Raw genomic sequence first — 19,870 nt, 5'->3', positions numbered from 1 at the left:
AAATGCCTATTTTATCCTTACTGATATTTTTACCGCTTCTGGCGACGGCGTTTATCCTCGCCCTACCGACACGATACAAATCGAGTTACAAATATATAGCCTTAGCATTCACGGCCGTACAATTTGTGCTTGCCGGTATATGCTATGCACATTTTGATGCCAGCAAGACCGGTGTACAAGATTTGGCAGGATACCAATTTGTTGAACAACTTCCCTGGATTCGCCTGGATCTCGGCTCTATCGGAAAATTAGAGATAGATTACCTGATCGGGATAGATGGTATTTCCATGCCATTATTGCTGCTCAGCGCTTTCGTGATGCTTATGGCAATCGGTGCCTCCTGGAACATACAAAAGAGTCCCAAAGGATATTTCGCCTTACTTATGGTCCTCAACATGGCTGTAATGGGTATATTCTGTGCTTTGGATTTCTTCCTGTTTTATTTATTCTATGAGGTCATGCTCCTGCCGCTCTACTTCCTGATTGGTATCTGGGGCGGGGCACGACGTGAATATGCTGCCATAAAATTCTTTCTCTATACCCTTTTTGGTTCGGTATTTATGCTATTGATCATTGTAGGCTTATATTTTTCGGTTATAAACCCCGAAACTGGGGCACATACCTTCAATATGATTTACATGATGAATCCTCAGAATTATTTAGGGGACTCCATCTTCGCCTGGGATGGCTATCAGGAAATATTAGGTATTTCGGCCAGATTAGTTGGCTTTGTGGTGCTCTTTTTCGCTTTTGCGATCAAAGTGCCCATCGTACCATTGCACACCTGGTTACCTGACGCACACGTTGAAGCCCCCACACCTGTATCCATTATTTTGGCAGGCATCCTGTTGAAAATAGGTGGCTACGGCATTATCCGTATCTGCTATAGTATCTTCCCCGACATGGCCGCCCTGTCCAATTGGTGGCTTGGTCTGATCGGCGTCATCTCCATTATCTATGGGGCATTAAACGCCTTAACTCAAAAAGATTTAAAACGGATGATCGCCTATTCATCGGTCTCCCACATGGGCTTTGTATTGCTTGGTATAGCCTCATTGACAGCCGAAGGAGTTTCTGGTGCCATGTTCCAGATGATCTCCCACGGTTTTCTATCCGCAGCACTTTTCTTTCTTGTTGGCGTTGTTTATGACCGTGTGCATGATCGAAACATCTACAGCTTCAGAGGACTGGCACAAATTATGCCCAAGTATACCGGTTATGTTGCTGTTGCTTTCTTTGCTTCATTGGGACTTCCTGGCTTCTCCGCATTTATCGGTGAAGCATTTGTTATCATCGGTTCGTTCAACGCCGCCAGTGTAGGTACAGGCCTTCCACGCTGGATGGCCTTAGCAGGTTCAATTGGTATTCTCTTGAGTGCAGCTTATTTGTTATGGACACTTCAACGGATGTTTTTTGGAGAGATCAGACTCAAAGGTGGCGAATCTTGGGCCAATGCATTGACCGATGTCAACAGCCGCGAACAGCTGATTCTATTTCCTACCTTGGCTCTTGCCCTTTTACTGGGTATTATGCCATCCTTGGTATTCAGCAATCTAAATGCAAGTGTATTGAATCTCGTTAGCTTTATCCAACAATTTATTTAATTCAGCATGCTCGCATTCAGTCCATATATCAGTTCATTTATTGATCAAATTCTCGTTAGTATTCCCTATTTCAAACCGGAATTAACGCTGATCATTACTTTTATAGGTAGTATTATCGCGAGTCTTTTCGTCGATAAATACTGGGACAAAGCATCTTTTACGATTACAATAGCTGGATTATTGTTGAGTGGTTGTTATCTATTGGGACAGGGGCTCAGTCATGTGGACAGGATTGGGTTCTTCGACATGATCCACATTGATACATTCGCAACATCGGCACGCGTGATAATCCTGCTGTCGACCCTACTGATTACGATCTTTATTCAACAACGTCATCAGCATGATCGTCCTTTAGGAGATTTGTACGCCGTACTCTTGACCGCGACCTTAGGGCTGAATCTTTTGACCATGTCGAGTAATTGGCTGATGATCTTCATTGCAGTAGAAACCGTATCTATCAGTTCCTACATTATGGTTGGTTATTTTTCACCCAATAAAGCACAGTCCGAAGCAGCGATGAAATATGTACTCTTTGGGTCGACCTGCGCTGCCGTTATGCTCTATGGCTTATCTTTGCTATACGGTTTCACGGGAAACTTAAATTTTGATGCGCCAAGTCATATCGCGGGTCTGATGGAGGCTCCTCAGTTAATGATTAACATTGCCCTCCTATTTCTGCTGACCGGTATTGGTTTTAAACTGAGTTTCTTTCCTTTTCACGTTTGGAGCCCTGATGTTTACCAGGGTGCCCCGACAGTGATCACCACTTACTTGGCGACTGTACCGAAAATTGCTATCGTCGTACTTCTGTCCAAGCTTCTCGCGGCCTGGCTTGCTGTATCTTTTTATTTTAGCGATTTTCTGGCTTACGCTATCATCATTATTGCCATTGCAACCATGTTGATCGGTAATCTGGCAGCCTTGCGTCAACAAGATGCCAAGCGCATGATGGCTTATTCTTCTATCGGTCATACAGGCATATTGTTGATGGCCGTATTAGTCTATCAAAATAATGAATCGAACGTCTTACTATTCTATTTATCAATTTATGCCCTGATGAATATCGCTGTCTTTATCTTTATTGACATCATGGAAACGAATCTGGGCAGCACTTCAATTGACACTTATAAAGGATTGGGTAAGCAATCTCCCCTATTGTTCACCGCTTTTTCTTTAGTCCTGATCGCTTTGATCGGTTTGCCTCCTACCGCTGGATTTGTCGGTAAGCTACTGATATTTTCAAAAGTATTCGAACAATACCAAAACTTCCAATCCTTTGGCCTGCTTGCTTTATTAATCGTGGGAGCCCTAACCTCGGTGATTTCCCTATTTTATTACTTTAAGATTCCATTGAACGCATTCTTAAAAGACAGTGTGGATCCATATGCTGGCAAATCCAATCCTTTGCTTCTCGGTATTGGCTTGCTGTGCACCCTTTTGGTGATCTTGCTTGGACTGTTCCCGGACACATTGCTTTCTATTTTTTAAAATCATCGCCGTTCTTTTCATAGTGTGACTCATCGCTAATTTTACTGTGCTTATACAGCGCTTGTAGTTAAGGATAACTCCATAATATATTTTATATTTGTACCATGATTAGTGCAATAGCAAATCCCATTTTTCAACGTGCTATCCAGGATTACCACGTATACGATCAGATTGATCATCCAATCCAGAATCCGTATGACAAACAATCCCTAGAACATCTCCTGTACTTAAAGTGCTGGATTGACACCGTACAATGGCACATGGAGGATGTTGTACGTAATCCTGCCATTGATCCCAAGGACGGATTATATTGGAAACGACGCATCGATGAGTCTAACCAGTACCGCACGGACACGGTAGAATATATTGACAGCTACTTTTTGCAGAAATATCAATGTATCGAAGCATTACCTTCAGCAAAGATCAACACGGAAAGTCCGGCTTGGGCCATCGACAGATTGTCCATCCTCGCTTTAAAAATCTACCACATGGAGCAGGAAACACTCCGTTCAGATGCCACAGCAGCGCATATCTCTGCCTGTCAGGACAAATTGAACATCTTGCTGGAGCAACGTATCGATCTTTCACAAAGTATCGACGAATTATTGACAGCTATAGAATCGGGTGAAAAATACATGAAAGTTTATAAGCAGATGAAAATGTATAACGACCCCGAACTGAACCCTGTACTTTATACCTCCGGAAAATAAGGACATGCCACTACCGCAGCGAATTATAATAACCCGATTTTCGGCCATGGGCGATGTCGCCATGGTAGCTTCTGTATTGAAAGAATTTTGCCGGCAGTATCCTACGGTGGAGATTATCATGGTGAGTCGTCATTTTTTTGCACCATTTTTTGACGGCATAAAGAATGTTATATTTCATGCGATTGAACCTAAGACGACCCATAAAGGTTTTTTTGGATTAGTTCGGTTAAAAAAGGAGTTGGCACAATATAGTGCAGACGCTGTAGCAGATTTACACTTCAACTTACGTTCGCGCATCCTTGATGTCCTCCTGTCACTTTCCGGCATCAAGGTCAAACAACTGGACAAAGGACGCCCAGAGAAGAATGCGCTGACACGCAAAGAACATAAGGTTAGGCGGCAGTTAAAGTTAACGGTAGAGCGCTATGCGGATGTATTCCGTGCTTTGGGGTTCACCTTTGAACTAAGTCACAAATTAACTTCTGATTTGCAAGATGTACCCAAAGCGGCATTTAGCATGTTCGGCAATTTCGAACGAAAAAAAATTGGTATTGCAGCTTTTGCACAACATCGCTACAAAATCCTTTCACAGGTAAAGATGGAACAGATCATAGACTATCTGACACACAATGGATATGATGTATTACTCTTCGGGGGAGGTAAGGAAGAGTTTCAAATCGCACAAAACTGGACTGAACGTTTTCCAAACACCTACAATACCATTGGAAAATTTACGTTGAGAGAAGAACTGGATATCATATCCAATCTGGATTTGATGATCAGCATGGATTCGTCAGGGTTGCACATGGCTTCATTGATGGGCGTAAGATGCCTGTCGTTATGGGGGGCAACACATCCTTACGCAGGATTTACGGGTTATGGGCAGCAAGCTGAGGACTGTATCCAAGTGGAGCATCCCAACCGCCCTAGTTCCGTGTATGGCAACAAACCTTGCGATTGTGACGGTACAGAGGCAATTGATTTAATTACACCGGAAATGGTGATCGAAAAAATAACAGCGATAAGATGAGGATAGGATTTGATGCAAAGCGCTTTTTTCTGAACAAAACCGGTCTGGGTAATTACAGCCGTGATCTCGTTCGTATTCTGGAAAAATACGTCCCGGAGAACGAATACATCAAGTATACTACAAAAACTGGAAATTACGATATTAAAAATCCGGACCTCGAAAAGACAACCCGCCTGCCAGAGGGATTTATTAATACAAGATGGCCTAACCTGTGGCGACACAGACGTATTGTCCATGATCTTAAGAAAGATAAAATAGACATCTTTCATGGCTTATCAGGAGAAATTCCTTCTGGTCTTGCCAAAGCAGATATTAAGTCTATCGTAACAATCCATGATCTAATTTTCATGCGGCATCCGGAGCTCTATCATCCCATAGATCGCTGGATTTACAAAAAGAAATTCAGACATGCCTGCGTAGCTGCCGACCGTATCATTGCTATAAGCGAGTGTACAAAAAATGACATTATTGATTTATTTCACATCCCTGAAAATAAAATTGATGTCGTTTATCAAGGATGCCATGAATCCTTTAAAACAGTCAAATCCGAAGAACAAAAAAGGGCGATCAAAGAAAAGCTTGGTTTACCACAAGAATTTTTGCTTAATGTTGGAACAATTGAAGCCCGAAAAAATATCTTACCTGTAATAAAAGCGATCAAAGACCTGGCTATTCCGTTAGTTATCGTTGGCAAACCGACACGGTACCACCAAGAAATCATGGAATATATCGGGCAGAATAAGCTGGAAAACAAGGTGTTTTTCTTTCAGGGGCTTGCAATGGAAGAACTGGCAATTTTATATGCCGCAGCCTCCATATTTATCTACCCTTCTATTTATGAAGGCTTTGGTATCCCCATTATAGAGGCACTCTATTCGGGCACACCGGTTATTACAAGTAAAATGGGCGTATTCCCAGAAGCTGGTGGACCTTCATCCTGTTATGTAGATCCTACAGACATCTCCCAGATGTATGATGCGATTAAATCCTTGCTCGAAGATACATACAGACGTCAGGAAATGAGCAAAAAAGGATTAGAATTTGTACAAAAATTCAATGACGACCGTGTCGCACAGCAGATGTCTTCAATTTATTCGGCCCTATGAATTTAACGGGTCCTGCCCCGTTGAAATAAAATATTTTTTCAATACCCGAAGTGAAACGGCATCTTCCTCGCGTTGATCCATAAAAAGTCTTACATAATCATTAGCATTTTTCACGATTGCTTCGGCTTTATCCCCATGCTCAATAAAATAGTTAAGCTTGGTCTCTAGATCTGAGTAGTCTTCTTTAATACAAATAAAGTGATGATCCGGTATTAGTGTACCTTCCATAAACCAAGTTTCATATTTCGGCATTGGCATAACAGCGATCGAATTTGAGGACATAATCCATTTCAAATTTGTCGCTACATCATTCCCCTCCAAAGCCAATATAAATTTATAGGAAAGATGTCCTGTGATAGAAAGGTAATCAGGATCTGAAGTTTTGAATGCCTTCTTTAGATCACATAATGGATGGTCATAGTATTTTTCAAAAAATATCCGGCGATGTGTTTGCGCAAACATGCTTCGCCCCACCAGTATGTCTTTCTTTTCACAAAGTGGAATATGGTCTTCAATAAAATTAAAATGCCGACTCTTATCTAAATTTAGCAGCACCGAGTTAGCATTATCTCCAGCAATGGGCCTACTTTTTACAAGGGCCGGATTTGATGGAATATCAATGATATCGCCCGGCAAAATTTGAAATTTCAGTTCTTGGCTAAAATAATTCAAATACTGTTTACTATCAAAATAGTAAACCCTGATTCTTTTGGGAATTCGGTAATCCTTAATGCGTATAGCATCGTTTGATAACGTTCGCCCCGGTGTCAATTTATTATAATAGTTGACTCGAAACTCCAACCATTCTGATCGGCTTCCCCAATTCATTGTTAATATTTTCCGCGCCTTTTTCCTAAGAAATGTCTTTGGTATTACCTCACTGCAAAACACTTCCAGATAATAGAAGAATTTTACATTTTTATTCTTAAAGAAAAACTTCTTGTAATTTAAACTCATGACATAAATAACAATATATCAAGCAATGCGCCTCTATTTGTCTTTGGGTTTGATAACTGGTGTATTCAGCTGCATTTTTTTCCAATGCAATGATCGGTCACCATAAATTAAAATCTTGCTTAATTTATATTTGAATTTCAGCAAGCCTCGATAATCATCTATTATACGACGAAACGGCACTTTGGGGTCTTCTTCCAATACCATATTAATTGCCTCAGTATAAACTGTGGGTCCGGTCATCTGATGTACATCATGGAGATACCGATTCTCTTCGATGTTTCTCACGATCAACTCAATGGTTTTCTTTAAAAAAGGATGGCCTTTATCATAGATCAGGGCCCATTGCGCATAGAGACTTCTGTTGTTCTCATGTGCGATTACGGCAATATCCTCCGGTTTAATGACATCATCCAGGCGGCCGATAATATCACTGTCCAAATCCAAATAAATCCCCCCGTGAACGTATAAAACAGCATACCTAAAAAAATCCGCTTTGGCGGCCCCAATTTGCAAACGGGCGAAAGCGTCATAAGTACGTTGGTCAAAATATTCTCTAACAAGATGATCAATTTGCGTATCGTCAAAAAACTCTCGCCGATAGCCCTTATTCCGTTTCAGGAATCGCCAAATATAAAATTTAGTCAATAAAGGGATCTTATTTGTTTTAAAAGTCTGATATATAACCTTTGGAATCGCCACCTGAATTAAAAAGTTAAAATAATGGAAATAAATAGCGTAAACAGGACGACAAAAAAATCTTGAAATCGTCTAACTGCAAAAATAAAGATATATCCTTAAAAACGTTCTTTTTTCATATATTTAGTAAACTAAATTCTGCTTATTTTAATAAAAATTGTAAGATACCCAACAATTTATTTTTTATATTCTATTACAAAAAAATATGTAATATATTTGTCACAAAATACTAAAAGTCCTAAGAAGTTGTGGTCTTAGTTCAGAAAATCAAATGTCATTTTTTTAAAAATATTGTAACGATATAAAGATCTACTACGTTATAATATCATATGGTCCAATTTTCAATTATATCATAAACATTGAGTCAAAAAATAAGCGCTTTAATTATCACATACAACGAGGAAAATAATATAGACGAGGTTCTTCAGAGTATGGAATTTGCAGATGAGATTATTCTTCTGGATTCATTCAGCACAGATCAAACATTGGAACGAGCTCGATTGCACCCAAAAGTAAAGATTTATCAAAATAAATTTGAAGATTTCACCAAGCAGCGGAATTTAGCATTGACTTATGCGAATAATGACTGGATTTTATTTTTGGACGCAGATGAACGTTTACCTGCCGCTAGTCAAGCTGAAATATTGTCAACGGTAAATGATCCGCAAGCTAAGGATGCGTATTACATGTACCGTCTTTTTTTCTTTTGTGGTGAACGGATTAATTTTTCTGGAACACAAAATGACAAGAATTTCCGTCTGTTCAAAAAGAGTAAGGTTACGTATGATACCAAAAAGAAAGTCCACGAGACGTTAATTGTCAACGGGACGATCGGTAGCTTAAAAAATAAAATATGGCATTATTCTTTTGCTGATTATGCGTCTTATAAAGAGAAAATGGTTCATTATGGAGAGCTTAAAGGCAAGGAGCTCTATGCTAAGAACAAGCGATATTCGCTGTTGAGTCACCTAGCAAAAGTATCCTTTAAATTTTTTAAGGCATACTTTTTGAAACTAGGTATTCTTGACGGACGACGAGGATATCAACTTTGCTACCTACAGAGTCTCAGCGTACATGAAACTTTTATGTCGTTGAAAAGAGAAGAAAAAAATGAAGATTTGTATTATAAGCTTTGATTACTGGAATTACGACCACCATATTGTAAAGAAGTTACAAGAAAAGGGTATTGATGCCTCTCATATTAATATGGGATCCTATCGGTACAAAAATTTCGGTGAACGGGCTTTCAATGCTATCAGTAAAATTTTTCTCAACAGAAATATTAAGCATGTCAAACGTCAGCAGTATGTGCTTGAGTCATTGGCAAAATTAGGGCCGCAGGATAAAATACTAGTATTGAATCCTCACACGTTGGATTACAAAACGATTAAGCAGATCAAATCATATACTCCCAATTTAATATCCTATCTATATGACAATCTAGAACGTTTTCCTGTGGAAGACAAATTGGATCTGTTTGATAAGATCTATTCTTTTGAAGACAAAGACGTTAAAAAATATGGCTTTGAGAAGATCACCAATTATAACTATCTTTCTGATCAGCCTCTCAAATGTGATACGATTGAAAACGACTTATTCTATATAACATCCTATGACAAAAGACGTATTAAATTGCTCCGTAAATTAGCGTCCCGTCTCTCTACAATGAAAATAAAAAGCAAAATTATTGTGGTGGGGAAACAGGTATGGAAAGAGAAAATAAAACAATTATCCTCCAATAAATTACTTAACGGGTATATCCAACTAAGAAAAACACCCATTTATATAGATGAGGTATTAACAGAGTATAAGAAGAATAGAGTAATTCTCGATTTGATGCGGGACGGACAGGAGGGCTTAAGCTTCCGAATTTTTGAGGCAATGGCTCTGGAAAAAAAAATCATAACTGACAATCCAAGCATTCTAAATTATGATTTTTACGATCCCCAAAATATCTTATATATCGATAAAGATTTGGAAATCTTAAATGAATCCTTTTTTCATACCCCTTATAAAAGAATCGCCATCGAACTTTATAGGAAATATACATTAGACAGTTGGCTTGAAAAAGTATTTGATCTCGAACAAACTTTAGATGAAAAAAAAATTACTCTTTATAGCTCCTAATTATTACGGATTTAACGAAGTTGTATATAGTGGATTAAAATCCTTTAGTGGTTATGAAGTAATTGAAATAAATTCTACGAGACCCTATCAGTACAAAAACATTGGCGAAAAGATATATAATTTTTTTCTAAAGACATTCAAAAAAGATAATTTAAAAAAAATAAAGACTGAACAATATATCCAACAAACCATTGAAGACTTCGGACAATATGATTTACTTATTGTGAATCGACCTGACCTATTAACCGAAGAGGCTTTAAAGAAAGCCATAACCAAATCAAAAAAAAGCAAGGTAATTTTGTGGGATAGTCTAAAAAAAATTCCACAACCAAATGAATATCTTGCTAAATTTGATAATATCTTAAGCTTCGACCCAGATGACTGTATTCATTATGGATTTACACCTATCACTAACTTTTACTTTAAAGAAGCCCAGAATTGGGAAATAAAATTTGATGTGGCCCTGTTGATGACATACGACAATAGAATTAATGATGCTATTAAGTTATTTCGATACTTCGACAGCCAAGGTATAAATGCAAAAGCACGGATTTTTGTTTATAAAAAAGATCAGATCAAAGAAAAACTCCCTGAAAACATGGAAGTAATCGAGCAAATTATTCCTTTTAAAAAATCCTGTGAATATTATTTCGACAGCAAAGCAATTTTAGATCTATCACATTCTAATCAAAAAGGGCTTTCTTTTCGGCCATTTGAGGCCTTAGGTTTAGAGAAAAAGCTAATCACAACAGCTGAAAATGTAAAATCTTTAGAATTTTACAATGCAACAAATATTTTATATATAAAGGATATTGATAATATAGATTTCCCTAAAAAATTTCTTGATGAAAAGTATCTTAAGCCAAGTTTACAAGTAGCAAAAAGATACTCCTTAAAAAATTGGGTTGAAAGCATTATATCATAATGGAACAAGATTTAATCATTTATTTTATCTGCCCTACAAATAAGTATGCTACTGGTGGGGTCAAGCAGATGTACCGACAGGTCGAGGTATTAAATAACAATGGAATCAATGCAAGGATTTTACATAAATGGCATGGGAATAGAGAGAGATGGTTACAAAATAATCCACCAATTTCTTATAGTCCATATATTTTCAAACAAATAAAATACAAAGCAAATTCAAAAAGCATAAATATCTTTCGAAGATTAACATTATTCTTTCTGAAGATGGTAAGTAAAAAAATAGATAGCAACTCAATACTGGTCTTTCCAGAATTTTATGGATTAAATGCGCATAAAATTACGCCTAATTTACCACGAGTAATATTCAATCAAAACTGTTACTATACATTTGACCATTCAGATAATTTTGATTTACAAAACAATACATATACTGATGATAAAACTTTAGCGGTAATAACAGTCTCCGAAGATTCTCAAAGCTATCTTAAATACACATTTCCGAAGATTCCAATTCATAAGTTAAGGTTAGGAATAAACAATGAACTGTTCTTTTATTCCAAAGAGAAGAAAAAACAAATATGCTTTATGCCAAGAAAATTGTCTCACGACATCTCACAAGTTATTAATATACTTCGACTGAGAGGAATGGATGGTTCTTGGAATCTGGTTCCAATTGAAGATAAATCAGAAAAAGAAGTGGCACAGATTATGCGTGAAAGTTCAATTTTTTTAAGTTTCAATCATCGAGAAGGATTTGGTTTGCCGCCTGCCGAAGCGATGGCCTGCGGCTGTATCGTTGTTGGCTATAAAGGCCGAGGCGGAGCAGAATATTTCAAACCAGAGTTTTCATATTCTGTAGAAGAAGGAGACATAGTTGGATATGTAAATAAAATTATTTATATAATAAATCTATTTGAAACAAACGTTGATCTTGTAACAGTTCAAAGAAAACAAGCTTCGGATTTTATTTTGAATAATTATAGTATAAATAATGAAATTAGCGATATAGTAGATGTTTGGAAAAATACTTTAAAAAAACTGATTCGTTAATTTAATTTAAAATAAAAATTATACAGCAAAAAGAAAATATTCAAACTCTATAATGTATGTGTACACTATTTTTACTAAATTTGCAGTTACCAAAATGAAATTTACTAATGAAAAAACAATTAAAACGGATATATCATTTTTTACAGTATAAATCTTTAATTTATTTCGATAAGAAAGTAAAAATACAAAGAAAAGATCCTAGGAGCATTCCGATTATAATTATCAATTATAATCAGTTGGAAAATTTAAAAAATTTGGTTTCTTTTCTTCTAGCTAAAAATATTAAAAATATAATAATTATTGATAATAAATCAACATATGAACCTCTTTTAACTTATTATAGGCAAATTAACGGCAAAGTAAAAATAGAGATGATGTCTGAAAATTTAGGACACATGGTATTTTTTGAACATGAAGATCTTCAGAAAAAATATGGATACGGATACTATTGTATTACTGATGCCGATATTCTTCCGAACGAAAAATTACCAGACAACTTTTTAGATATAATGATAAATATCATGGATAGATATCATGGTAAAATACAAAAAGTTGGATTTGCACTTGACCTAAAAACAATCCCAAATTTTTATCCGTTTAAAGAAAAAGTACTAAAATGGGAAAAACAATTTTGGCTGGAAAAATTAGAGCCAAACATATACAAAGCTGGAATAGATACTACATTTGCCCTTTATAAACCTAAATATCCGAAAAAATTCAAGGTGAAACCAATGAAATTTTATGAGGGTATCCGTATTTCAGGAAATTTTACCTGTAAACACATGGGCTGGTATTTGGATCCCAAAAATCTTACAGAAGAACAGAGTGTATACATGAAAACTTCCTCTGGCTCAAGTTCCTGGAAATTTGACGAAGATGGAAATTTGGTAGCATCAGAAGCAAATTATTAAATTTAATCGACATCCAATATTTGACTGATCCATGAGGAAAAGCTATATTTCTTTCTTATTTCAAGCTCCACAGTAACATATGGAGCTCTAAGAAATGTAATTATATCTGCTTCATTCATCGAAGAATAGTCTAAAACATAAAAATTATTCGGGTGATAAAAATCATATTTAACAACATTGATATTTGTCGTAATCACTTTTTTTTCGTATTTCAATCCTTCAAATATCCGAAACGATAATCCATTATGATCGCCGATTAAAAAATCCACAATTATTTTTGTCTGTTCTATAAACTTCAGATAATCTTCGAATGGAATAACTTCAGTTAAACACTCTACCCCCCTCTCCATATAAAGACCTACATTTTCTAGCTGATCAGATATAAAAACAATCTGAAATTTTACTTTTTTGTAAATTTTAGTCAATATATCGAACAAATTCAACAAAAAATGCTCCCTACTTTGATGATAAAAGCCTAAAAAATAAGCATCATAATTAATTGAATTAGTTTCCTGAGCAAAATCAAAATAAAAATTATGTAAAAGATGGGTCTGTAGTTCGTTATTTGAGATAATATCATCTTCATCGAATACATAAAACTTATCAAATATGGGAATCAATTTAAAAATCTCCGGACTCCGTCTTAACCCATCATAATGGTAGGACACCATATATTTAGCTTTATTTTTGGCCGCTAATAATACCTTTTCATGAAAAAAATCTGCACGGAGTACCAAACAATAATCAAATTCTTCAAATTCTTCAATTATTTTTGTCAGCTGAATAGCGTTATAATCAGTTACAAGTTTCTTTTTATATCCGTTGTTCCTATCATAAATTTTTCTAAAAGTTTTGTAGAGTCTCTGGAATATATTTTTATATCGAAATTTTATGGAATCGTGAAGGACAACCGTTACCTCAAAACCAATATCTAGCAGATTTCGTTCTATTAGTGAATATAGTTTATAATCATTTGGAACAAGCAACAAAATTCTTTTCTTCATAAAATATTTAAATCATAAGTCCCAAATATACTAGCAGATAGTATTCTTTTTATATGTTATGTTGAAAATAATATTATCTCTTCCTTGGACTTTCTAACCGATATCATGACAAAGATAAATATTAGCTTTCATACTCCTAGATGTTAGAATATTTTTCAAAATGATTTATCTTCTATTGTCGAGATAAATTTCGGGAAATGCTTGTTTATAGATTCAATAAAATGACCTTTCAATATTTTTACATATTTTTACACCAAAAGAAAATATTGTATAATTCTGTCCTGAGCTAGTGTTTTAAATAAAGCACTGCTTAAATATACCAAACTTGGTAATAATATTATAATGAATTCAAAGCAGCCTTTAATAACGGTCTTAATGGCCGCATATAATACGGAAAGATATATTGCACAAGCAATTCAGAGTATCCTAGATCAAACCTATAATAATTTTGAGCTCCTAATTATAGATGATTGTTCCTTGGACGGTACCTTAAATGAAATTAGGAAATTTGAAGATAGTAGAATAAGACTACTTCAAAATCATACGAACCAAGGTGTCGTCATTACGCGCAACAGAGCCTTACAGGAGGGTAAAGGTGAGTTTATTGCAATTATGGACAGTGATGATATTGCTATCCCTGATCGTTTAGAATTACTTTTAAATGAATTTAATAAGAGGCCTGAACTTGTTCTAATAGGTGGTCATGCGGATGTAATAGATCCAAATGGAATACCTACAGGGCAAAAATTTAAGGTAGAAACAGACCCAGATTTACTTCGGCACCTCTTATTTTTTGGCAACAATTTCACACACTCGTCAATTATGATGAGAATGAATGTATTTAGAGAATTTAATGGATACCGAATTCCCCTTGCAGAAGATTACGATTTATTTCTAAGAATTTCAACAAAGTATCCAGTATCAAATTTAGATAAGTGTCTACTTTTTTATCGCGATCATACTTCAGGCATTTCAAAAAAATATGCATTAGAACTTGAAAATCAAATTTTACCAATAAAAGAAAATATTCTTCGTAACATTGATCTACCCTCGGAGATAAAATATCAGAAAATGATAACACCTCCTTTTGAATGGCCTAGTATTAGCGTAATTGAATATAAGAAATTTTATATTCAATTACTAAGTCGTATCAATCCCTCTAATGAATCATTATCCCTTAGAACATATCAGTTTATTTTCCAAAAATGGTACGAGGTAATTATGAATAATGGTAAAAAAAATACGCTCCTCTATTTTTTTGCCTCTCCGTTCTTTGGATGGAAATATATTAATGCTAAACAATTACGCCGGGCATTTAAGAATACGTTCAAAAATCTTTTTATTTTTAAAAAATGAAAATAGTAAAATTCTTAGGCGGTCTGGGAAATCAGCTCTTTCAGTATGCTTTTTTTTTGGCATTGCAACAAAAATTTAAGCACGTAAAAGTCGATTTAGAAGATTTTAATGGCTACCACCTACACAATGGTTTCGAATTAGAAACAGTATTCAACATTAAACTTCCACAACTCAGTACTTTTGAAACAAATATCTATACCAGACACAATAGCAAATGGTTGTGGCGAAAACTAAGGCGACTGTATAATACGAAGCATATCTATTTTGAGGAAACTTCGCCTTTTTCTTACACAAAAAATATTTTTGAGGACCTCAGAAGTCGCTATTATTGGGGATATTGGCAACATATTGACTATATTAATCAAGTAGCATCGCTTCTTCGTCAGCATCTTACATTCCCTCCATTTAAAGCCACTGAAAATATACGTATACAGCACTTGATACAGCAACAAAATGCGGTATCACTACATGTTCGTAGAGGAGATTATCTGCAGGAACCATTATTTAAAGATATCTGTACAGAAGAATATTATGAAAAGAGCATACAGTATATCCTTGAAACACAAGAATCGCCCTTATTTATAGTATTTTCCAATGATATAAACTGGTGTAAATCTAGATTTAAGAATTTAAATGCGATTTTTGTTGAGCACAACGTAGGTTCCAATAGCTTTAGAGATCTACAATTAATGTCGTTGTGTAAGCACCATATTATTGCAAATAGCAGCTTTAGCTGGTGGGGTGCTTGGTTAAACGATAATCCAGAGAAAGTTGTGGTATCGCCAAAAAAATGGATTAATGATGCCACGATAGATACCACGGGATTGATTTTACCGACTTTTGTTACATTTTAACTCATTTAGATTCGCTAGTGATGCGAGCATTTGCAAATAACCCAAATTACGACATTGTCATCTGCGTCGGTCCACAACACATCGAAATTGCGAAAGTTGTGATCAATCAGGTTAAGCGATTTTTTCAGGCGCAACAAATCTATGTCATAACAAGCCCTTCTCATTTCGAAAAGTTTCAGTCGCTCAGTTTAACCACCTTAGTTCTTGTTAACGAAAATGAATTGTTCGATCGATTCAATTTTCGATCTATAACCACCTTTCTAAAACAGAAAATAGATAATGGTGATCGTGCGGGTTGGTATTTCCAACAGTTTTTAAAAATGGAAATTTCCAAAATTATTCAAAGTGACTATTATCTAATATGGGATGCGGATACAATACCATTAAAACCGATCCATTTCTTTGACCAGGATAACCGGGTTTTAATTCAAAAGAGTGAAGAAAATCACCAGCCATATTTTGAAACATTAGAACATATACTCGGTCTGAAAAAAACGGTCAACTACTCGTTTATATCCGAACATTTTATGGTTCAAACAAAGCTGATGCAAAACATGTTACTTGAGATCAGCAAAAAAGCAGGAGATCAGTCTTGGCCGTATTACATCCTTGAAAATATAGCCACAAAAGATATCGCACTTTCGGGCTTCTCAGAGTATGAAACTTACGGTAATTTTCTTAATTCAACCCATCCCGAGCATTTTCGTTTACGGACCTCGCCTTCGGAATTATTAAATACAACCAGAAATGGCAGTATGATTTTGGACACTCTACCACATACAAAAGACCTCAAGTTTTTGGAGGTCTTAGGTTTACATTATGCGACATTCGAAATCTGGCAAGACATTAATCCTAAAAAGATTAAAGTCAACAAAAGACGTATTGCCTTATTTTTTTTCTTGGAAAAAATTCCATTGATAAGATCTCTGAATAAATTAATCGCAAAAAACTTTAAGAAAACTTATTCATTACCTCAACCACCCTACTAATATCCGCTTCCGTGTGTCCATAGGAAATCGGAAGACTAAGTATTGTTCGGTGAATCTCTTCTGAGATTGGATAGCTTGCGCCAGATAAAATCCCATTCATTGCTTTTTGATGGTGTGGAGCTATTGGGTAATGGATTTCTGTTCCAATGTTGCTATCTAATAAATACTTTTTGAGCCGATCTCGTTCAGGGTGACGTATAGCAAAAATATGATAAACATCCTCAAAACCACCTTCTACCGCCGGAAGAATAAAATCAGACTTCAATTCACTTCGGTAAATTGTGGCCAGCATCTGTTTATGTACAGTAATCTTATCCAAATACTTCAATTTTACAGATAAAAAAGCCGCCTGTAACTCATCAAGTCTGGAATTATAGCCCACATCATCAAAGACATATTTAGCCGAAGAACCGTAATTTCGTAATGTACGAATGGATTGATTTAATCCCTGATCTTTACAAGTGATCGCTCCTGCATCTCCCAAGGCGCCTAAATTCTTTGTTGGATAAAAGCTAAATGCTCCAAACTCGCCAAATGAGCCGGCCTTTTGACCTTTATAAATAGCCCCATGGGCTTGCGCGCAATCCTCAATAACCTTTAAATTATATTGTTTCGCAAGCAGTAAAATGGAATCCATGTCACACATCTTTCCATAAAGATGCACAACAAGAATAGCCTTCGTCCGTACTGTAATAGCAGACTCAATTTTTTCTGGATCAATGTTGTAAGTCGTTATATCAGGTTCTACCAAAACCGGTTTTAGGCCAACCTGCATAATAGCGAGTATCGATGCGATATAGGTATTTGCCGGAACAATGACTTCGTCGCCCGGATTAAAACCAAAATAACGTAACGACAAAACCAGCGCGTCCAACCCCGACGCCACTCCGATGCAATGCTCAACACCACAATAACTCGCAAATGATTGCTCAAACTGCTCAACTTCCTTTCCCAAAATATACCAGCCTCCATGCAATACCTTCTGGAAAGCATTGGTATATTCCTCCATAAATTCCTTATTGACTTGCTGCAAGCTCTCGTAAGCGATCATATATAAAATAAGGTTCGTAAATATAATCTGTTGAATCAAAATATTCGGAAGCAAGGACCATAAGAATGGCATCTTCTGAGAAGTCAAACATCTGATGCCAATCTTTAGGTTCCAAAATCAGGCATTGATCTGGTGAATTCAATTCAAAAACGCGCTCACTAATTCCATCCTGGTTATAAATAGCACAACTTCCTTTCAGACAAATCGCTGCCTGTATCGTTTGATGATGACGATGTCCGCCGCGGATAGAACCATCTACGCCATAGATATAAAATATCCGCTTCACATCGAACGGAATAACTTTTTCGATCACCGTTAGATGTCCACGCTCATCGGTGAATGTTTTTAGGTCAATCTGATAAGCCATTATCTTAAAAAATAGGATTGGTGGTAGTATTCTCTAAATTTGCCGAGAACATATAAATTGAACATACGGCGTAATGATTTTCTAATGCGGGGAATTTCATTGGTTTCATGAAATTTGAGCGAACGTGAGATCGATTTGATTTCACGCCCAGAACTTTTTAACGCTCCGATATACGGCTTGTACAGAAATTCGATATCGTTATCACTGATCAAATTTGCCCCAGCAAGAGTAAAAGAATTCTTTTCAGCATATTTTAAGGCATGAAAGTGATAGAATATAACCGGGAATAAATGTTGACTAGCAAGTTCTTTGCCCCAGATCTGACCTATTTTATGGTCAAAATCATATTGTTGGACATTCCAAGGGGCTACCCCTCCGCCAAGATGCTCTAAAACATGTATTCCACTAAACTTCGATGCCCACACATCCAAATATTTTTGATCCCCAAATCTTCCGGGTTCCCTCCGATTATAACACCACTCGATGCAAGCCAAGCGCCACCACTCCAGTACTGCCATGCCTTCAGGTGAGTTTTTAAAGTAAACAAACTGTACGCAATAAGTTCCGCCCGATTCACTATCTTCATACATCGGACTATACCGATGTGGGGTTATAATCACGGAGGCATCCTTGGCCTCCTCTATTAACACGACAGGGTCCGCATAAAAAAATAAATCGGCATCTAAATAGGTACAATTGGATAAACCAAACTTTTGAATGCTATATAAAATAATTGAAGGTGTACAGGTCCAGCAATATTCGCCCGCTGTACGGGTCGGTTTTATGGCCAATAATTGCTCATCTTCAAAATCCGACAGCGGAATAATAGTTGCTTTGGCGAGTTGCAATCTTGTCAATATACTGTAGCACTCATCATCAAATGCAAAAATATAAAGATGAAAGTTCCTCGCCTGTTTTTCGAGTGACCGATACATCGCCAGTCCCCTCGAAAGATACAGTGAGTTAAATAAGGTGCAAAAATTATTCATATATTATGTATTTTTTCAAAACTTCGTTTATTATTATTTGTATTCATATGCAATACCTGCTGTCTCTTGTCACAAACACAATGAAATGCAGAACAAAAGCGTTAATAGTATAAAATCAAAAATTTTAATCATGGACAACAGCAAAAAACTTTATATCATCCGACATGCCAAAGCCGAAACTATCCCCGGAATAAATGACTTTGATCGCGCATTGACATCTGAAGGCATACAACATGCAAAGCAGGTGGCGGAGAAACTTGCAAGCAAGCTGACGCTCAACGAAAACAGTGTTGTGATCAGTTCGCCCGCCAATAGAGCCGTACAGACTGCCCGCGTCTTTTTGGATGTCATGGGCTCGCCCCAATTTGATATCCAACTGGAGGAGTCCATTTATGAATGCACCTACAAGCACCTGCTTTCGGTCATCAACACAATTCCAGATCATATCGATCACGTCTTGCTCTTTGGGCACAACCCAACATTGACTGACCTTGTGGAATACCTGACCAGAAAGTCCGCCTATCTCCGCACTTCCTCGTTTGCAGAGGTTAAACTTGATGCCGGCTTTACCTTTCAAATGCTCAGTGGCAATTGCGCCGATCTGGTACAGATCGTAGATTAAAATTCAATTCAAAGAACAAACTTACTTGCCTG

At 36.5% G+C, this 19,870-nt stretch carries 20 protein-coding genes; 14 read left to right on the top strand and 6 right to left on the bottom strand.

Annotation, left to right across the window (positions count from 1 at the left end):
* The first annotated feature begins 2 nt into the window (after nucleotides 1-2).
* The 5 genes from HMAT_RS16650 (at nucleotide 3) to HMAT_RS16630 (ending at nucleotide 5,938) form a co-directional block, all read left to right on the top strand.
* Entirely contained in the window at nucleotides 3-1,604 is a 1,602-nt protein-coding gene (locus HMAT_RS16650; protein ID WP_104383955.1) for a NuoM family protein, read from the top strand.
* A 6-nt stretch (nucleotides 1,605-1,610) separates the two neighbouring features.
* Entirely contained in the window at nucleotides 1,611-3,092 is a 1,482-nt protein-coding gene (locus HMAT_RS16645) for an NADH-quinone oxidoreductase subunit N (RefSeq protein WP_104383954.1), read from the top strand.
* Nucleotides 3,093-3,196: 104 nt separating this feature from the next.
* Nucleotides 3,197-3,802: a DUF4254 domain-containing protein gene (locus tag HMAT_RS16640; RefSeq protein WP_104383953.1), complete on the top strand. Its 606-nt coding sequence runs from the start codon at nucleotides 3,197-3,199 to the stop codon at nucleotides 3,800-3,802.
* Nucleotides 3,803-3,806: 4 nt separating this feature from the next.
* The gene (locus HMAT_RS16635; RefSeq protein ID WP_104383952.1) at nucleotides 3,807-4,832 is read left to right on the top strand and encodes a glycosyltransferase family 9 protein; all 1,026 of its coding nucleotides are present in this window, start codon (nucleotides 3,807-3,809) and stop codon (nucleotides 4,830-4,832) included.
* Nucleotides 4,829-5,938, top strand: a complete 1,110-nt coding sequence (locus tag HMAT_RS16630) for a glycosyltransferase family 1 protein (RefSeq protein WP_104383951.1) — start codon at nucleotides 4,829-4,831, stop codon at nucleotides 5,936-5,938. Before HMAT_RS16635 ends, HMAT_RS16630 begins: the two co-directional genes overlap by 4 nt.
* On the opposite strand, the gene HMAT_RS16625 is transcribed toward HMAT_RS16630, so the two are convergent.
* Together HMAT_RS16625 and HMAT_RS16620 are read right to left on the bottom strand one after the other, a co-directional pair.
* Nucleotides 5,933-6,895, bottom strand: a complete 963-nt coding sequence (locus HMAT_RS16625) for a glycosyl transferase family 90 (protein WP_104383950.1) — start codon at nucleotides 6,893-6,895, stop codon at nucleotides 5,933-5,935. The two genes, HMAT_RS16630 and HMAT_RS16625, sit on opposite strands and share 6 nt — an antisense overlap.
* Nucleotides 6,896-6,928: 33 nt before the next feature.
* The gene (locus HMAT_RS16620) at nucleotides 6,929-7,540 is read right to left on the bottom strand and encodes a glycosyltransferase family 32 protein (protein ID WP_233789397.1); all 612 of its coding nucleotides are present in this window, start codon (nucleotides 7,538-7,540) and stop codon (nucleotides 6,929-6,931) included.
* Nucleotides 7,541-7,950: 410 nt separating this feature from the next.
* Between HMAT_RS16620 and HMAT_RS16615 the strand changes: the two genes are divergently transcribed.
* The 5 genes from HMAT_RS16615 to HMAT_RS16595 all read left to right on the top strand — a co-directional run bounded on the left by HMAT_RS16615 (nucleotide 7,951) and on the right by HMAT_RS16595 (nucleotide 12,606).
* Nucleotides 7,951-8,727 carry a glycosyltransferase family 2 protein gene (locus tag HMAT_RS16615; RefSeq protein ID WP_104383948.1) on the top strand — a complete coding sequence of 259 codons (777 nt, stop codon included), beginning with the start codon at nucleotides 7,951-7,953 and terminating at the stop codon, nucleotides 8,725-8,727.
* A complete protein-coding gene (locus HMAT_RS16610) occupies nucleotides 8,702-9,718 on the top strand; it encodes a hypothetical protein (protein ID WP_104383947.1) in 1,017 nt (338 codons plus the stop codon). The genes HMAT_RS16615 and HMAT_RS16610 overlap by 26 nt, the downstream gene beginning before the upstream one ends.
* Nucleotides 9,687-10,643 carry a lipopolysaccharide core biosynthesis protein rfaS gene (locus HMAT_RS16605; protein WP_104383946.1) on the top strand — a complete coding sequence of 319 codons (957 nt, stop codon included), beginning with the start codon at nucleotides 9,687-9,689 and terminating at the stop codon, nucleotides 10,641-10,643. Before HMAT_RS16610 ends, HMAT_RS16605 begins: the two co-directional genes overlap by 32 nt.
* Nucleotides 10,643-11,695: a glycosyltransferase gene (locus HMAT_RS16600; RefSeq protein WP_104383945.1), complete on the top strand. Its 1,053-nt coding sequence runs from the start codon at nucleotides 10,643-10,645 to the stop codon at nucleotides 11,693-11,695. The genes HMAT_RS16605 and HMAT_RS16600 overlap by 1 nt, the downstream gene beginning before the upstream one ends.
* 107 nt (nucleotides 11,696-11,802) lie before the next feature.
* The gene (locus tag HMAT_RS16595; protein ID WP_104383944.1) at nucleotides 11,803-12,606 is read left to right on the top strand and encodes a hypothetical protein; all 804 of its coding nucleotides are present in this window, start codon (nucleotides 11,803-11,805) and stop codon (nucleotides 12,604-12,606) included.
* Nucleotides 12,607-12,608: 2 nt separating this feature from the next.
* Here HMAT_RS16595 and HMAT_RS16590 read toward each other — a convergent pair whose 3' ends face one another.
* A complete protein-coding gene (locus HMAT_RS16590) occupies nucleotides 12,609-13,610 on the bottom strand; it encodes a hypothetical protein (protein ID WP_104383943.1) in 1,002 nt (333 codons plus the stop codon).
* A gap of 342 nt (nucleotides 13,611-13,952) precedes the next feature.
* On the opposite strand from HMAT_RS16590, the gene HMAT_RS16585 reads away from it, so the two are divergent.
* The 3 genes from HMAT_RS16585 to HMAT_RS16575 are packed head-to-tail and all read left to right on the top strand — an operon-like array spanning nucleotide 13,953 to nucleotide 16,809.
* Nucleotides 13,953-14,966: a glycosyltransferase gene (locus HMAT_RS16585; RefSeq protein ID WP_104383942.1), complete on the top strand. Its 1,014-nt coding sequence runs from the start codon at nucleotides 13,953-13,955 to the stop codon at nucleotides 14,964-14,966.
* Nucleotides 14,963-15,820, top strand: coding sequence for an alpha-1,2-fucosyltransferase (locus HMAT_RS16580; protein ID WP_104383941.1), 858 nt, complete (start codon nucleotides 14,963-14,965; stop codon nucleotides 15,818-15,820). The genes HMAT_RS16585 and HMAT_RS16580 overlap by 4 nt, the downstream gene beginning before the upstream one ends.
* Before the next feature lie 20 nt (nucleotides 15,821-15,840).
* Nucleotides 15,841-16,809, top strand: coding sequence for a DUF6492 family protein (locus tag HMAT_RS16575; RefSeq protein WP_104383940.1), 969 nt, complete (start codon nucleotides 15,841-15,843; stop codon nucleotides 16,807-16,809).
* Here the strand turns inward: HMAT_RS16575 and HMAT_RS16570 are convergent.
* The 3 genes from HMAT_RS16570 to HMAT_RS16560 are packed head-to-tail and all read right to left on the bottom strand — an operon-like array spanning nucleotide 16,772 to nucleotide 19,216.
* Entirely contained in the window at nucleotides 16,772-17,860 is a 1,089-nt protein-coding gene (locus tag HMAT_RS16570) for a DegT/DnrJ/EryC1/StrS aminotransferase family protein (RefSeq protein WP_104383939.1), read from the bottom strand. The two genes, HMAT_RS16575 and HMAT_RS16570, sit on opposite strands and share 38 nt — an antisense overlap.
* On the bottom strand, nucleotides 17,826-18,227 hold the full coding sequence (locus HMAT_RS16565) for an FdtA/QdtA family cupin domain-containing protein (RefSeq protein WP_104383938.1): 402 nt from the start codon (nucleotides 18,225-18,227) through the stop codon (nucleotides 17,826-17,828). Before HMAT_RS16565 ends, HMAT_RS16570 begins: the two co-directional genes overlap by 35 nt.
* Nucleotides 18,227-19,216: a glycosyl transferase gene (locus tag HMAT_RS16560; RefSeq protein ID WP_158655908.1), complete on the bottom strand. Its 990-nt coding sequence runs from the start codon at nucleotides 19,214-19,216 to the stop codon at nucleotides 18,227-18,229. The genes HMAT_RS16565 and HMAT_RS16560 overlap by 1 nt, the downstream gene beginning before the upstream one ends.
* Before the next feature lie 130 nt (nucleotides 19,217-19,346).
* Here HMAT_RS16560 and HMAT_RS16555 point away from each other — a divergent pair, with 130 nt between their 5' ends.
* Nucleotides 19,347-19,838 carry a histidine phosphatase family protein gene (locus HMAT_RS16555; RefSeq protein ID WP_158655907.1) on the top strand — a complete coding sequence of 164 codons (492 nt, stop codon included), beginning with the start codon at nucleotides 19,347-19,349 and terminating at the stop codon, nucleotides 19,836-19,838.
* The last annotated feature ends 32 nt before the right edge of the window (nucleotides 19,839-19,870 follow it).

Source organism: Sphingobacterium sp. HMA12, assembly GCF_002933815.1.
Lineage (GTDB): Bacteria > Bacteroidota > Bacteroidia > Sphingobacteriales > Sphingobacteriaceae > Sphingobacterium.
Note: the sequence above shows the minus strand (reverse complement) of the source record. Positions and strands in the feature narration are given on the sequence as shown.

What these genes read in the sequence shown, in the direction of transcription:
- HMAT_RS16560 (WP_158655908.1), bottom strand. Translation starts at nt 19,216, where the DNA reads ATGAATAATTTTTGCACCTTATTTAACTCACTGTATCTTTCGAGGGGA.
- HMAT_RS16600 (WP_104383945.1), top strand. Translation starts at nt 10,643, where the DNA reads ATGGAACAAGATTTAATCATTTATTTTATCTGCCCTACAAATAAGTAT.
- HMAT_RS16645 (WP_104383954.1), top strand. Translation starts at nt 1,611, where the DNA reads ATGCTCGCATTCAGTCCATATATCAGTTCATTTATTGATCAAATTCTC.
- HMAT_RS16585 (WP_104383942.1), top strand. Translation starts at nt 13,953, where the DNA reads ATGAATTCAAAGCAGCCTTTAATAACGGTCTTAATGGCCGCATATAAT.
- HMAT_RS16630 (WP_104383951.1), top strand. Translation starts at nt 4,829, where the DNA reads ATGAGGATAGGATTTGATGCAAAGCGCTTTTTTCTGAACAAAACCGGT.
- HMAT_RS16635 (WP_104383952.1), top strand. Translation starts at nt 3,807, where the DNA reads ATGCCACTACCGCAGCGAATTATAATAACCCGATTTTCGGCCATGGGC.
- HMAT_RS16575 (WP_104383940.1), top strand. Translation starts at nt 15,841, where the DNA reads ATGCGAGCATTTGCAAATAACCCAAATTACGACATTGTCATCTGCGTC.
- HMAT_RS16555 (WP_158655907.1), top strand. Translation starts at nt 19,347, where the DNA reads ATGGACAACAGCAAAAAACTTTATATCATCCGACATGCCAAAGCCGAA.
- HMAT_RS16595 (WP_104383944.1), top strand. Translation starts at nt 11,803, where the DNA reads ATGAAAAAACAATTAAAACGGATATATCATTTTTTACAGTATAAATCT.
- HMAT_RS16590 (WP_104383943.1), bottom strand. Translation starts at nt 13,610, where the DNA reads ATGAAGAAAAGAATTTTGTTGCTTGTTCCAAATGATTATAAACTATAT.
- HMAT_RS16605 (WP_104383946.1), top strand. Translation starts at nt 9,687, where the DNA reads ATGAAAAAAAAATTACTCTTTATAGCTCCTAATTATTACGGATTTAAC.
- HMAT_RS16640 (WP_104383953.1), top strand. Translation starts at nt 3,197, where the DNA reads ATGATTAGTGCAATAGCAAATCCCATTTTTCAACGTGCTATCCAGGAT.
- HMAT_RS16565 (WP_104383938.1), bottom strand. Translation starts at nt 18,227, where the DNA reads ATGGCTTATCAGATTGACCTAAAAACATTCACCGATGAGCGTGGACAT.
- HMAT_RS16610 (WP_104383947.1), top strand. Translation starts at nt 8,702, where the DNA reads ATGAAGATTTGTATTATAAGCTTTGATTACTGGAATTACGACCACCAT.
- HMAT_RS16570 (WP_104383939.1), bottom strand. Translation starts at nt 17,860, where the DNA reads ATGATCGCTTACGAGAGCTTGCAGCAAGTCAATAAGGAATTTATGGAG.
- HMAT_RS16625 (WP_104383950.1), bottom strand. Translation starts at nt 6,895, where the DNA reads ATGAGTTTAAATTACAAGAAGTTTTTCTTTAAGAATAAAAATGTAAAA.
- HMAT_RS16650 (WP_104383955.1), top strand. Translation starts at nt 3, where the DNA reads ATGCCTATTTTATCCTTACTGATATTTTTACCGCTTCTGGCGACGGCG.
- HMAT_RS16580 (WP_104383941.1), top strand. Translation starts at nt 14,963, where the DNA reads ATGAAAATAGTAAAATTCTTAGGCGGTCTGGGAAATCAGCTCTTTCAG.